This window comes from uncultured Sphingomonas sp., from assembly GCF_913062585.1.
In the GTDB taxonomy this organism is placed as follows: domain Bacteria; phylum Pseudomonadota; class Alphaproteobacteria; order Sphingomonadales; family Sphingomonadaceae; genus Sphingomonas.
Genome location: NZ_CAJXWX010000027.1, coordinates 1 through 13,080, shown reverse-complemented (window position 1 = coordinate 13,080; position 13,080 = coordinate 1). Strand labels below are relative to the sequence as shown.

The window sequence follows — 13,080 nt, the reverse complement described above, 5'->3', positions numbered from 1 at the left end:
GGGCGGTGCCGGTCAGCAGGGCGGCGGCGATCAAGGCCCTGCGCCACCCGATGCCCAACGCCGTGGCGCGCGCGCTGCCCCGCATATCCATCCCCCAATAAGCAAATTCATTTGTGTGAACGCTACCCTATCGCTGCGTCTTCGCGTGGGGAAGGGGGAATGCGATCAGGCGCGAAACGGATCGCTGACCGTCGCGCGGCCGGGCCGGTCGTGCCGTCCCGCCAGCCGCAGCCGATAGCGCGGGTCGCTCGCGCGGGTCAGCGTCACATCGTACCAGCCCATGGCGTCGTCCAGCGACCAGCGATGGCGGCCGGGCTTGAGCGGGACGGGCGAGGGGGCGGTCTTGCCGGGCTCGAGCCGGACGATCGACAGGTCGGCCAGCGTCGGCGGCACGCGGAGGGTCAGGCCATTATCGTCGACCCGCGCCTCCACCAGCGGGCTGGCCGCGTTGCCGACGAAATGCCGGTGAAAGCCGTTGGGTCCCAGCACCCACAGGTCGTGACTGGTGGCGGCGTCGGAGGACCAGATATCCTCGACCGCGGTGCCGGCGGCCAGCGTGTAGCGGCGCGGCGCTTGGCCGAGCGCGTGACGATCATAGACATGGAACACCGCCCCCGCACCGTCCGCCCGGAAGCGCAGCCGGATGCCGTCGTCATCGGCGACCTGCCGCACATCCAGTCGATAGGGCAGGGGGCGGGCGCGGCGCAGGCCGGGTTCCTGCCACGGTGCGCCGGAGGTCGCAGGGGCCTGCGGGCTGACCTGTCCCTTGATCGCGGCGGCGCGGACGGCATCCTCGCGCGGGTCGGGCAGGGCGGGCGTCGCCGCATCGGTCGCAGCAAAGTCGAACGCGCCGGTCAGGTCGCCACAGATCGCGCGCCGCCAGGGGGAGATATTGGGCTCGTGAAAACCGAACCGCGTCTCCAGGAAGCGGATGACGCTGGTGTGGTCGAACACCTGCGAGTTGACCCAGCCGCCCCGGCTCCAGGGCGAGACGACATACATCGGCACGCGCGGACCCAGGCCATAGGGGCGGCCGCGATAGGCAGGTTTGTCGACATCGGCGTCGCCGGTCGAGGGCACGACATGATATTCGCCCGTCAGGTCGACGGTCGACCCGCCGAGCGGCTGGCCATCCTCGCCACGCGACGGCGGGGCGGGCGGCGGGGCATGGTCGAAAAAGCCATCATTCTCGTCGAACATCACGAACAGCGCGGTGCGCGCCCAGACCTTCGGGTCGGAGGTCAGCGCGTCGAGCAGCTCGGCGGTATAGGCCGCGCCCTGTGCCGGGCTGGAGGGATTGGGATGTTCCGATCCGGCGGCGGTGGCGATGACGTAGGACACTTGCGGCAGCCGCCCGGCGAGCACATCGGCCTTCAGCACGTCCAGCCCGCGCGTGGTCAGCGCCCGGTTCTTCAACGCCGGGTCGCCGCGTCCGTGATGTGCCTCTCGATAGGCGGCGAAACCGACCAGCGGATTGTCGGTGAAATTGTCCGCCATGTCCTGGTAAATGCGCCAGTCGATCCCGGCCGCCTGCATCCGCTCCGGGGTGGTGGTCCAGAGGTAAGGATCGGCCGCGCCGCCATTTTCGGCAAAGCTGTCATGCGAATTGCTGATCGCCGGGCCGCCCGCCTTGCCGGATGGGTCGTTGGTCCCGGTCCACAGGAACAGCCGGTTGGTGTTGGTCCCGGTCTGGATCGCGCAGTGATAGGCGTCGCAGATCGTGAAGGCCTCGGCCAGCGCGAACTGGAAGGGCAGGTCGGCACGGGCATAATGGCCCATCGCGCGCTGCTGCTTGGCCTCGGGCCAATGCGCCATGCGGCCTTCGTCCCAGGCGGCCTGGGCGTCGGGCCAGGTGTGCGGCGTGCCCTCCATCCGCATCAGCGCGAACTGCCTGTCGGTGTCGAGGTGGAAGGGGGAGATCAGGCGCGGGCCGCCCTCCGCCTTGCGGTCCAACTGCTGCCAGACGGTGCGCGGTTCTCTGCCGGGCGTGGCGGGGGCGAGCGGGATGGGGAAGCGGTCGCCAAAGCCGCGCACACCGCGCATCGTGCCGAAATAATGATCGAAGCCGCGATTTTCCTGCATCAGGATGACGACATGCTCGATGTCGCGGATGGTGCCGGTCCGCCGGTCGGGCGCGATCGCGGCGGCGCGCGCGATGGCGGGGGGCAGGGCGGCGGCGCCCGCCAGCGTGGCGCCGGCGGACAATAGGGAGCGGCGGGAGATAGTGACCATGTCCCGCCATGGCGGAGATCGTTGACGTTTCCGTGACGCCTAAAATCCTCCCCGGCACGGGGAGGGGGACCATGCGGAGCATGGTGGAGGGGGCGTGCCGCAAAACATGTCCTGTGTGGCGAGCCCCCCTCCGTCAGGGCTGCGCCCTGCCACCTCCCCGTGTCGGGGAGGATCGGTTCCGACTATACGCCGTCTATATGCGAAACCGGGCAATCGCCCTCGCATTGCTACGGCGCACGGGCCTAATTGCCCGGCCCTGGAGGTCGCCCATTTCGTCGCGGCGGCCTGTCCATAGGGGCATATATGAAGACCATCACCATTTGCGCCGCCACGGCGCTGTTCGTGCTTCCCGCCGCCGCATCGGCGCAGACCGCCGAGACCGCGCCGCCGCCGCCCGTCACGGTCAGCGGCTCGGCCGCGATCGTCTCCGACTATCGGCTGCGCGGCATTTCGCAGTCGGACGAGCATATGGCGGTGCAGGGCGGCATCACGCTGACCCATGAGAGCGGCGCCTATGTCGGCACCTGGGCGTCGAACCTCGCGGGGTGGGGCACGTTCGGCGGCGCGAACATGGAGCTGGACCTGATCGGCGGGTACAAGACCAGGATCACTGCAAACGGCACGCTGGACGTCGGCCTGACCTGGTACATGTATCCGGGCGGCGCGAACAAGACCGACTATGCCGAACCCTTCGCCAAGCTGTCGGGGACGACCGGCCCGGTCTCGCTGACCGCCGGTGTCGCCTATGCGCCCAAGCAGCAGGCGATCGGCAAATGGTATGATAACGGCGCCAGCGCGGCGGCGGGTGTCTATGACCATCCCGGCGCCAAGAGCGACAATCTGTATCTCTGGGGCGATGGCGCCGCTGCGATCCATGGCACGCCGATCACCGCCAAGGCGCATATCGGCCATAGCTGGGGCATGAACGGCCTCGGCCCCAACGCCACCGCCCCGACGCCGACCGGGGACTATTGGGACTGGGCGCTGGGCGCGGACACCAGCTGGCATAACCTGACTCTGGGGTTGGCTTGGGTCGACACCAGCATTTCCGACCGCGACGCCGCCTATCTGCGGCCGAGCTTCAGCAAGGGGCAGGACGGCACCGGCAATATCGCGGGCAGCACCTTCCTCGCCACCCTCACCGCTGCCTTCTGAGGAGCCGCACTATGGACGATCTGATCTGGTTGCTGGTCATGGCCGGGCTGGTGGCGGCGACGCTCGCCTATGCCCGCCTGTGCGACCACGCGTGAGGAGGGCCGAGCCATGACCCTCGACCTCTGGCTGGCGGCGCTGACCGCGCTTGGCCTTCTCGTCTATCTGGTGGCGGTGCTGATCCGCCCCGAACGCTTCTGAAGGAGGCGGCATCATGACGCTTCAAGGATGGGCCCTGATCCTGGGCTTCGTCGCGATCCTGCTCGCGCTGACCAAGCCGGTCGGCGCGTGGCTGTTCGCGCTCTATGAAGGGCGGCGCACGCCGCTCCACACCGTGCTCGGCCCCGTCGAGCGCGGCTTCTACGCGCTGTCGGGCATCGACCCGGAGGCGCAGCAGGGCTGGCGCCGCTATGCGCTGCACATGCTGATCTTCAACGTCGCGTTGATGGTCTTCACCTATGCGGTGCTGCGCCTGCAATTCTACTTGCCGGGCAATCCGCAGGGGCTGGCCGGGCTGACCTCGCATCTGGCGTTCAACACCGCGATCAGCTTCACCACCAACACCAACTGGCAAAGCTATGCGGGCGAGTCGACCATGTCGAACCTGTCCCAGATGCTCGGCCTGACCATCCACAATTTCCTGTCGGCGGCGACCGGCATCGCGCTGGCCTTTGCGCTGTTCCGCGGCTTTGCGGGGCGCGAGACGAAGAATCTCGGCAATTTCTGGGCCGATGTCACGCGCATCACCCTCTATCTGCTGCTGCCGGTCAGCATCGTCTATGCGGTCTTCCTGATCGCCAGCGGCGTGCCGCAGACCATGGCGGGCGTCGTCAATATCAACACGCTGGAGGGCGTGCGCCAGTCGATCCTGCTCGGACCCGTCGCCAGCCAGGAAGCGATCAAGATGCTCGGCACCAATGGTGGCGGCTTCTTCAACGCCAATAGCGCGCATCCGTTCGAGAACCCGACCGCGCTGGTCAACTTCGTCCAGATGCTGTCGATCTTCGTCATCGGCTTTGGCTTGACCTGGTGCTTCGGCAAGGCGGTCGGCAACACGCGGCAGGGCTGGGCGATCCTGGCCGCGATGATCCTGCTGTTCCTGGGCGGCGCAACCGTGGCCTATTGGGCGGAAGCGGCGGGCAACCCCGTGCTGCATCAGCTGGGCGTCGCGGGCGGCAATATGGAGGGCAAGGAGGTCCGCTTCGGCGTCGCCGCGTCCGCCCTGTTCGCGGCCGTCACCACGGCAGCGTCGTGCGGCGCGGTCAATGCGATGCATGACAGCTTTACCGCGCTCGGCGGCATGATCCCGCTGTTCAACATGCAGCTGGGCGAGGTCGTCATCGGCGGCGTCGGGGCTGGCATTTACGGCTTCCTGCTCTTCGCCATCCTGGCGGTGTTCGTCGCTGGCCTGATGGTCGGTCGCACGCCCGAATATGTCGGCAAGAAGATCGAGAGCCGCGAGGTCAAGCTCGCCGTCCTCGCCATCGCCGTCTTGCCGCTGTTCATCCTGGGGATGACCGCCTTGTCCTGCGTGACGCAAGCTGGGCTGGCCGGGCCGCTCAACAAGGGGCCGCATGGTTTCGGCGAGATCCTCTATGCCTTCACCAGCGCGGTGGCGAACAACGGTTCGGCCTTTGGTGGCCTGACCGCCGCGACCCCCTGGTATGACGGTCTGCTGGGCGTCGCCATGTGGGTGGGCCGCTTCTTCATCATCGTACCGATGCTCGCCATTGCGGGCAGCTTGGCGGCGAAGAAGCATGTCCCCGCCTCTGCGGGCTCCTTCCCGACCACGGGTGTGCTTTGGATCGGTCTGCTGGTCGGCATCGTGCTGGTGCTGGGCGGCCTGACCTTCCTGCCGAGCCTCGCCCTTGGTCCCATCGCTGATCATCTCGCGATGATCCGCGGTCAACTCTTCTGATCGGGAGCGCCTGTCATGGCCCATTCCCCCACCAAGAGCCTGTTCACCGCCGAGCTGGTGCTCCCGGCGATCAAGGCGTCGTTCGTCAAACTCAATCCGCGCGAGCTTATCCGCAACCCGGTGATGTTCGTGACCGCGGTGGTCGCCGCCCTCCTGACCGTCCTGCTCGTCGTCGGGCATGACGGGCTGACCACCGGTTTCAAGCTGCAACTGGTCGTCTGGCTATGGCTGACCGTATTGTTCGGCACCTTTGCCGAAGCCTTGGCGGAAGGGCGCGGCAAGGCGCAGGCCGCGTCCCTGCGCGCCGCCAAGGCCGAGCTGACCGCCAAGCGGCTGACGAGCGCTGGCCAGGAGTGGGAGAATGTCCCCGCCAGCGCGCTCAAGATCGGCGATGTGGTGCTGGTCGAGACCGGCGACCTGATCCCCTCGGACGGCGAAGTCGTCGCGGGCGTGGCCAGCGTCAACGAAGCCGCGATCACCGGCGAGAGCGCGCCGGTCATCCGCGAGGCGGGCGGCGACCGTTCGGCGGTGACGGCGGGCACGCGGGTCATCTCGGATGAGATTCGCATCAAGGTGACGGTCAATCCGGGCCAGGGCTTCCTCGACCGCATGATCGCGCTGGTCGAGGGCGCCGAGCGGCAGAAGACCCCGAACGAGGTGGCGCTGACCATATTGCTCGTCGGGCTGACCATCATCTTCCTGATCGCGGTCGGCACCATTCCGGGCTTCGCGTCCTTCGCGGGCGGCAGCATCCCGGTGGCGATCCTGGCGGCGTTGCTCATCACCCTGATCCCGACGACCATCGCGGCCTTGCTGTCGGCGATCGGCATCGCGGGCATGGACCGGCTGGTCCGCTTCAACGTGCTCGCCAAGTCGGGCCGCGCGGTCGAGGCGGCGGGCGACGTCGATGTCCTGCTGCTCGACAAGACCGGCACCATCACCATCGGTGATCGTCAGGCAAGCGAGTTCCGCGCCGTCGGTGGGGCGGACGCCGATACGCTGGCCGACGCCGCGCTGATGGCAAGCCTCGCGGACGAGACGCCCGAGGGCCGTTCGATCGTCGTGCTGGCGCGCGACCAGTTCGGGGTTGCGATCCCCGGCCTGCCTGCGAACGCGGAGATCATCCCCTTTACCGCGCAGACCCGTATCTCGGGCGTGCGGATCGGCGATCGCCTGATCCAGAAGGGCGCGGTGGACTCGATCCTGCGCGCGCATCCCGGCTTGGGCGAGACGGCGGCGGCGACCCAGTTGCGCCGGATCACCGACGAGATCGCCCGCGCCGGTGGCACGCCGCTGGCGGTGGCGGAAAATGGTCGTCTGCTCGGAGCCATCTTTCTGAAGGACGTGGTCAAGGCGGGCATCCGCGAGCGTTTCGGCGAGCTGCGCCGCATGGGCATCCGCACGGTGATGATCACCGGCGACAATCCCCTGACCGCCGCCGCCATCGCCGCCGAGGCGGGCGTGGACGACTTCCTCGCCCAGGCGACGCCGGAGGACAAGTTGGCGTTGATCCGCCAGGAACAGCAGGGCGGAAAGCTGGTCGCGATGTGCGGCGACGGCACCAACGATGCGCCCGCGCTGGCGCAGGCGGATGTCGGCGTCGCGATGAACACCGGCACCCAGGCCGCGCGCGAAGCGGGCAACATGGTCGATCTCGACAGCGATCCGACCAAGCTGATCGAGGTCGTCGGCCTCGGCAAGCAGTTGCTGATGACGCGCGGCGCGCTGACGACCTTTTCGGTCGCCAATGACGTGGCGAAATATTTCGCGATCATCCCGGCGATGTTCGTGGCGCTCTACCCCGGCCTCGGCGTGCTCAACGTCATGGGCCTGGCGACGCCGCAGTCTGCGATCCTGTCGGCGATCATCTTCAACGCGCTCATCATCCCGCTGCTCGTGCCGCTGGCGCTGAAGGGCGTGACATACAAGCCGATGGGGGCAGGGCCGCTGCTCGCGCGCAATCTCGCCATCTATGGTCTGGGCGGCCTGATCGCGCCGTTCGTCGGCATCAAGATCATCGACCTTGTGGTCGGTGGCCTCGGCCTCGCATAAGGAAGCTCTATCATGGGTAAGGATTTCACCTCCGCCTTGCGGCCCGCGATCGTGATAACGATCCTGTTCGCCGCGCTTCTGGGCATCGCCTATCCGCTGGCGATGACCGGGATCGGGCAGGCCCTCTTCCCGCATCAGGCGAATGGCAGCCTGGTCGAAGTCGGTGGCCGGGTGATCGGCTCCGAGGTCGTCGGCCAGGCGTTCGTCAGCGACCGCTATTTCCAGACGCGCCCCTCGGCGGCGGGCAAGGGCTATGACGGGCTCGCCTCGTCGGGCTCGAATCTGGGGCCGACTTCGCAGGCGCTCGCCGACCGGGTGAAGGCGGACGTCGCCAAGCGCCGTGCCGAGGGCGTGATGGGCGACATGCCCGCCGACCTCGTCACCACCAGCGGTTCGGGCCTCGACCCCGATCTGTCGCCCGAAGCCGCACTGGCGCAGGCCGCCCGCATCGCCCGCGTCCGTAACCTGCCCGTCAAGCAGGTCCGCGCGCTGGTCGTCGCCAAGACCGAGGAGTCCGTTCTGGGTGACCCGCACGTCAACGTCCTCGCCCTCAACCGCGCGCTGGACGCCCTGACCAAGCGATGACGGCAGGCGAGCCGCGCCCCGACCCCGACGCCCTGCTGCGCGCCGCCGAGCGCGAGGGGCGCGGCCGCCTGAAAATCTTCCTCGGAGCGGCACCCGGCGTCGGCAAGACGTTCGAGATGCTGTCCGAAGGGGCCGCGCGCCGCCGTGATGGTGTCGATGTCGTCGTCGCGGTGGTCGAGACGCACGGCCGGGTCGAGACCGAGGCACTGGTGCGCGGCCAGGAGGTCATGCCCCGCCGCGCCGTGCCCTATGAGGGGCGGACGCTGCACGAGATGGACATCGATGCGGTTCTCGCCCGCGCGCCGCGCCTCGCCCTAGTCGACGAACTGGCGCACACCAATGCGCCGGGCAGCCGCCACCCCAAGCGCTATCAGGATGTCGAGGAGCTGCTGGCGGCGGGGATCGACGTCTATTCCACCGTCAACATCCAGCACGTCGAGAGCTTGAACGATGTCGTCGCCAGCTTCACCCGCGTCCGGGTGCGCGAGACGGTGCCCGACCGCATCCTGGAGGCCGCCGAGATCGAGGTGGTCGACATACCCCCCGACGAGCTGATCGAGCGATTGAAGGCGGGCAAGGTTTATCTGCCGCAGGAAGCGACGCGGGCGCTGTCGCATTTCTTTTCCAAGTCCAACCTGTCGGCCTTGCGTGAACTGGCGCTCCGGCGGGCGGCACAGGCGGTCGATGCGCAGATGCTCGACCATGTCCGATCGCTGGGCGTCGGCGGGCAGTGGGCGGCGGGCGAGCGGCTGGTGGTTGCGGTCAGCGAACTGCCCGGTGCCGACGAACTGGTCCGCGCCGCCAAGCGCGCCGCCGATGCGCTCCGCGCACCCTGGACGGCGCTGTTTATCGACACGCCGCGTACCGCGACCTTGGGAGAGGCGCAGCATCGGCGGCTGGCCGCCACCATGACGCTGGCGACGCAGCTTGGCGCAGCGGTGGCGACGGTCCCCGCACCCAGCGTGGTCGAGGGGATTCAGGCCTTCCTTACCGATGCGCGCGCCACCCAGTTGGTCGTAGGCAAGGCCAAGCGGTCGCGCTGGTTCGAGCTGCGGCATGGTTCGGTGGTCGACCAGTTGGTTCGCGAGACGCCGGGTGTCACCGTCCATGTCCTGCCGGTCGGCGAAGCACCGGTCGAACGCGAGCGAACCCGGCGGCGTGGGCAATGGGGCTCGCCCATCGGCTATGGGCTGACGCTGGCCGGGGTGGCGGTGGTGACGGCGCTGGCGAGTGCGCTGTTCCATATCCTCAATCTCGGCAATGTTGCGCTTCTCTACCTGCTGCCGGTCATGGCGGCGGCGAGCCTCTATGGCCTGCGCACGGGCCTGTTCGCCGGGCTTGCTTCGAGCCTGGCCTATAACTTCTTCTTCCTGCCCCCGGTCGGCACGCTGAGCGTTAGCAACCCCGAGAATGTCATCTCGATCTTCGTTCTGCTGGGCGTCGCCGTCGCGACCAGCCAGCTGACCTCGCGGGTCCGCGCGCAGGCCGATCTGGCGGCGGCGAGCGCGCGCGACAATGCGACTTTGGCCGGGTTCCTGCACCGGTTGAGCGGCCTCAACGATCCGGCCGAGGCGGCGCGGGTGATCTGCGAGGATATCGCGCTTCTGTTCGAGGTACAGGCGGTGCTGCTCATCCCGTCGCCCGCAGGCCTGGCGGTGCAGGCCGCGACCAAGGCCGATTATCGGCTGGAGACGATGGAAATGGCCGCCGCCCATTGGGCTTTCGACACGGGCACGCCGGCGGGCAAGGGATCGGCGACGCTGGCGGCGTCCGAATGGTTGTTCCAGCCGCTCAAGGCCGGAAACCGCACGCTCGCCGTCCTGGGCCTCGCCAAGGAGGCGGGCGGCGAGCCGGTGCGCGCCGATCGCCTGCCGCTGCTGACCGGATTGATCGACCAGGCGGCGCTGGTGTTGGAGCGATTGCGGCTGGAGGCGGAGGTGCGCGATGTCGATGCGGTGCGCACGCGCGACCGGTTGCGCGCGGCGCTTCTGTCCTCGGTCAGCCACGATTTGCGCACGCCGCTGACCGCCGTGATGGCCGCCGCCGCGCAACTGCGGCAGGGCACGACGCCCGACCTGATCGCGACCATTGAGGGAGAGGCGGCGCGGCTCAACCGCTTCGTCGCCAATCTGCTCGACATGGCGCGGGTCGAGGCGGGCGCGCTGAAGCTCAAGATCGAGGCGATTGACCTGAGCGACGCGGTGACGGGCGCGGCACATGACGCGCGCCGCGCGCTGGAGGGCCATGCGGTGCGGCTGGACGTGCCGCCCGATCTGCCGATGGTCCGCGCCGATCCGCAATTGCTGCATCACTGTCTGCTCAACCTGCTCGACAATGCCGGGCGGTACGGCGATCCGGGGACCGAGATCGTGATCGAGGGGCGGCATCGCCATGGCAGTTTGCGCCTTTCGGTACTCGATCACGGTCCCGGCCTGCCGCCAGGGCGCGAGGCGGAGGTGTTCGAGACCTTTCGACGGCTGGAGGGATCGGACCGTGTGGCGGGCGGTACGGGCCTTGGCCTCGCCATCGTCAAGGCCTTTGCGGAAGCCATGGGCCTCAGCGTAGAGGCGGGTAATCGCGAGGATGGCGAGGGGGCGGCCTTTGCCCTGTGCTTTCCCCGCGACCTGATCATGCGCGACGGCGCGCCGGAGGGAATGGCCTGATGCCCGCGACGATCTTGGTGGTGGATGACGAAGTCGCGATCCGCCGCCTGCTGCGCAACACGCTGGAACAGGCGGGGCACCGGGTGATCGAGGCGCGCGACGGGCGCGACGCGCTGGCCCATGCGGCGGCGGAGCATCCCGATGCGGTGCTGCTCGACCTGGGCCTGCCCGACCGCGACGGGCTGAGCCTGATCCCGCTGCTGCGCGGGCCTGCGCGGGTGGTGCTCGTCGTCTCGGCACGCGACGCGACCGAAGAAAAGGTCGCCGCGCTCGACCTGGGCGCGGACGATTATGTGACCAAGCCGTTCGACAGCGAGGAACTGCTGGCGCGATTGCGGGTGGCTTTGCGACATCGTCGGGCGGCCGAGGCAGCGCCGAGCGTGGTGCGGACCGGCGATCTGGCGATCGACCTCGACCGGCGCGTCGTGACTCGCGGGGGCGAGGAGCAGCATCTGACCCGCAAGGAGTATGACGTGCTGGCGGTGCTCGCCCGCCATCCCGGCCGGGTGGTGACGCATGACAAGATCATCGACGCCGCCTGGGGCGGGGACGAGGACCCGCGTATCGACTATCTGCGCATCGTGGTACGCAATTTGCGCCAGAAGCTGGAGGCGCCGCAGCCGGTCGGCAGCATCATCGCGAACGAACTGGGCGTGGGGTATCGGTTGCGGGTGGAGGGTTAGGCTTTTGTCATTCCTCCCCTGCAAGGGGAGGGGGACCAGCGAAGCTGGTGGAGGGGTGTCCCGCTATCGAGAGCGCGACACCCCTCCGTCATCGCTATGCGATGCCACCTCCCCTTGCAGGGGAGGAATTCTCATAAGCCCGCCTTCTCGCCCGTCCTCAGCGTCAGCACCTCCACCCCGGTCCGCGTCACCGCGACCGTGTGCTCGAACTGCGCAGACAGCTTTCCGTCATCCGTCACCACCGTCCAGCCATCGTCCGAGGTCGACACCTTGCGCGTGCCCTGGTTGATCATCGGCTCGATGGTGAAGGTCATGCCCTCGCGTAAAGGAGCGCCGGTTCCCGGCCGTCCGAAATGCAGCACGTCGGGCGCCTCATGCATCTCGCGCCCGATGCCGTGGCCGCAATAATCGCGCACCACCGAATAGCCATTGGCCTTGGCGTGCTTCTCGATCGCCGCGCCCACATCGCCCAGCCTTGCGCCGGGGCGGACCTGGCGGATGCCCTTCCACATCGCCTCCTGCGTCACGCGGACCAGCCGCCGCGCACCGGGCGATACCTCGCCGACCATATAGGTCTTGCTGGAGTCGGCGATGAAGCCGTTCTTTTCCAGCGTGATGTCGAGATTGACGATGTCGCCGTCGCGGATCACGTCGTCGGCGCTCGGCACGCCGTGGCAAACGACCTGGTTGATCGAGCTGTTGAGCACATAGGCAAAGCCATATTGCCCCTTGCTCGCGGGCCGTGCCGACAGGTCGTGGGTGATATAGCGCTCGACCAGGTCGTTGATTGCCAGCGTCGACAGGCCGGCCAGCGCCACCCCGTCGAGCATCTCGAACACCTGCGCCAGCAAGCGCCCGGAGACGCGCATCAGCGCCAGTTCCTCAGGGGTCTTCATCATGTCAGGCGACCAAGGGTTGCGGCGTGGCCAGGTCGGCGGCGGCCATCTGCGCCTTGACGATGTCGTGAAAGGTCAGGGTCGGATTGGCCTCGGCCAACATGCCCATCTTCATCCAGAATTCGGCCTGCGCGTTGATCGAGCGGCACATGACCGTGCTGGCGCGGCGGATCTCTTCGTGCAGCTGGTCGTCGATTTTTACTATACCCATATATGAAGCGTATATGGTCCGTATATCGAAGGCGCAAGCCGGATCAGGCGGTCGGCCGGGTCAGCACGAACGCCGCGCATCCCGCCATAACGATCGCGACGAGCATCGCGAGCGGCCAATGCGGCCTGGCGCCCAGCAGGAACAGGCCATAGCCCAGCGTCATGCCGCCACACGCCATCGCCTTGCCTCGCCGCCCGATCGCGCTATGCTGGCGCCAGGCCCGCAAGGTCGGGCCGAAGCGCGGATGGTCGAGCAGCCATGCCTCCAGCCGGGGCGAGGACCGCGCGAAACAGCCCGCCGCCAGGATCAGGAAGATCGTCGTCGGCATCAGCGGCAGGATCGCCCCGATCACGCCGAGCGCGACGAACAGGAATCCCAGGGCAAGCCAGCCGAGCCGTATCATGCGTGATGCGTAGCGGGGTGTGAGGGTAGGGGGAAGGTTGTTCTAGGCACGCCCCCTCCCACAGGCGGGAGGGGGATGGGGGGCATCCACGAGCGACGTCGCTTGGGGCCTTTCCCTCCCCCGGCCCCTCCCGCCTGCGGGAGGGGAGCTTTGCGCGGCGCGTGGCCAACAAATGCTCTTCTTACTCCCCTCCCGCAGGCGGGAGGGGTTGGGGGCTGTCTCTTATACACATCTCCGAGCCCACGAGACCGTACTAGATCTCGTATGCCGTCTTCTGCTTGAAAA

At 68.0% G+C, this 13,080-nt stretch carries 11 protein-coding genes; 7 read left to right on the top strand and 4 right to left on the bottom strand.

Going from position 1 to position 13,080, the window contains the following annotated elements; genetic code table 11:
- Positions 1-165: 165 nt before the first annotated feature.
- The gene (locus QZ546_RS15200; RefSeq protein WP_294239362.1) at positions 166-2,232 is read right to left on the bottom strand and encodes a phosphocholine-specific phospholipase C; all 2,067 of its coding nucleotides are present in this window, start codon (positions 2,230-2,232) and stop codon (positions 166-168) included.
- 303 nt (positions 2,233-2,535) lie between these two features.
- Between QZ546_RS15200 and QZ546_RS15195 the strand changes: the two genes are divergently transcribed.
- The 7 genes from QZ546_RS15195 (at position 2,536) to QZ546_RS15165 (ending at position 11,285) form a co-directional block, all read left to right on the top strand.
- Positions 2,536-3,387 (top strand): TorF family putative porin, encoded by an 852-nt coding sequence (locus QZ546_RS15195; RefSeq protein WP_294239359.1) that lies wholly within the window; start codon positions 2,536-2,538, stop codon positions 3,385-3,387.
- A 108-nt stretch (positions 3,388-3,495) separates the two neighbouring features.
- The gene (gene kdpF, locus QZ546_RS15190; protein ID WP_037531783.1) at positions 3,496-3,585 is read left to right on the top strand and encodes a K(+)-transporting ATPase subunit F; all 90 of its coding nucleotides are present in this window, start codon (positions 3,496-3,498) and stop codon (positions 3,583-3,585) included.
- A 13-nt stretch (positions 3,586-3,598) separates the two neighbouring features.
- Positions 3,599-5,302: a potassium-transporting ATPase subunit KdpA gene (gene kdpA, locus QZ546_RS15185; protein ID WP_294239342.1), complete on the top strand. Its 1,704-nt coding sequence runs from the start codon at positions 3,599-3,601 to the stop codon at positions 5,300-5,302.
- A 15-nt stretch (positions 5,303-5,317) separates the two neighbouring features.
- The gene (kdpB, locus tag QZ546_RS15180; RefSeq protein WP_294239339.1) at positions 5,318-7,354 is read left to right on the top strand and encodes a potassium-transporting ATPase subunit KdpB; all 2,037 of its coding nucleotides are present in this window, start codon (positions 5,318-5,320) and stop codon (positions 7,352-7,354) included.
- A gap of 12 nt (positions 7,355-7,366) precedes the next feature.
- Positions 7,367-7,939: a potassium-transporting ATPase subunit KdpC gene (gene kdpC, locus QZ546_RS15175; RefSeq protein WP_294239337.1), complete on the top strand. Its 573-nt coding sequence runs from the start codon at positions 7,367-7,369 to the stop codon at positions 7,937-7,939.
- Positions 7,936-10,602, top strand: coding sequence for a sensor histidine kinase KdpD (locus tag QZ546_RS15170; RefSeq protein WP_294239335.1), 2,667 nt, complete (start codon positions 7,936-7,938; stop codon positions 10,600-10,602). Before kdpC ends, QZ546_RS15170 begins: the two co-directional genes overlap by 4 nt.
- Positions 10,602-11,285 carry a response regulator transcription factor gene (locus QZ546_RS15165; RefSeq protein ID WP_294239332.1) on the top strand — a complete coding sequence of 228 codons (684 nt, stop codon included), beginning with the start codon at positions 10,602-10,604 and terminating at the stop codon, positions 11,283-11,285. The genes QZ546_RS15170 and QZ546_RS15165 overlap by 1 nt, the downstream gene beginning before the upstream one ends.
- A gap of 131 nt (positions 11,286-11,416) precedes the next feature.
- On the opposite strand, the gene map is transcribed toward QZ546_RS15165, so the two are convergent.
- From map to QZ546_RS15150, 3 genes are read right to left on the bottom strand one after another with little or no spacing between them, the layout of a single operon-like run.
- A complete protein-coding gene (gene map / locus QZ546_RS15160; RefSeq protein ID WP_294239331.1) occupies positions 11,417-12,184 on the bottom strand; it encodes a type I methionyl aminopeptidase in 768 nt (255 codons plus the stop codon).
- Position 12,185: 1 nt separating this feature from the next.
- On the bottom strand, positions 12,186-12,392 hold the full coding sequence (locus QZ546_RS15155) for a ParD-like family protein (protein WP_294239329.1): 207 nt from the start codon (positions 12,390-12,392) through the stop codon (positions 12,186-12,188).
- Between the two features lie 43 nt (positions 12,393-12,435).
- Entirely contained in the window at positions 12,436-12,795 is a 360-nt protein-coding gene (locus QZ546_RS15150; RefSeq protein WP_294239327.1) for a YbaN family protein, read from the bottom strand.
- Between the last annotated feature and the right edge of the window lie 285 nt (positions 12,796-13,080).

Coding starts and splice junctions, on each gene's coding strand:
- map (WP_294239331.1), bottom strand. CDS start 12,184: ATGATGAAGACCCCTGAGGAACTGGCGCTGATGCGCGTCTCCGGGCGC.
- kdpA (WP_294239342.1), top strand. CDS start 3,599: ATGACGCTTCAAGGATGGGCCCTGATCCTGGGCTTCGTCGCGATCCTG.
- QZ546_RS15150 (WP_294239327.1), bottom strand. CDS start 12,795: ATGATACGGCTCGGCTGGCTTGCCCTGGGATTCCTGTTCGTCGCGCTC.
- kdpC (WP_294239337.1), top strand. CDS start 7,367: ATGGGTAAGGATTTCACCTCCGCCTTGCGGCCCGCGATCGTGATAACG.
- QZ546_RS15165 (WP_294239332.1), top strand. CDS start 10,602: ATGCCCGCGACGATCTTGGTGGTGGATGACGAAGTCGCGATCCGCCGC.
- kdpF (WP_037531783.1), top strand. CDS start 3,496: ATGACCCTCGACCTCTGGCTGGCGGCGCTGACCGCGCTTGGCCTTCTC.
- QZ546_RS15200 (WP_294239362.1), bottom strand. CDS start 2,232: ATGGTCACTATCTCCCGCCGCTCCCTATTGTCCGCCGGCGCCACGCTG.
- QZ546_RS15170 (WP_294239335.1), top strand. CDS start 7,936: ATGACGGCAGGCGAGCCGCGCCCCGACCCCGACGCCCTGCTGCGCGCC.
- QZ546_RS15155 (WP_294239329.1), bottom strand. CDS start 12,392: ATGGGTATAGTAAAAATCGACGACCAGCTGCACGAAGAGATCCGCCGC.
- kdpB (WP_294239339.1), top strand. CDS start 5,318: ATGGCCCATTCCCCCACCAAGAGCCTGTTCACCGCCGAGCTGGTGCTC.
- QZ546_RS15195 (WP_294239359.1), top strand. CDS start 2,536: ATGAAGACCATCACCATTTGCGCCGCCACGGCGCTGTTCGTGCTTCCC.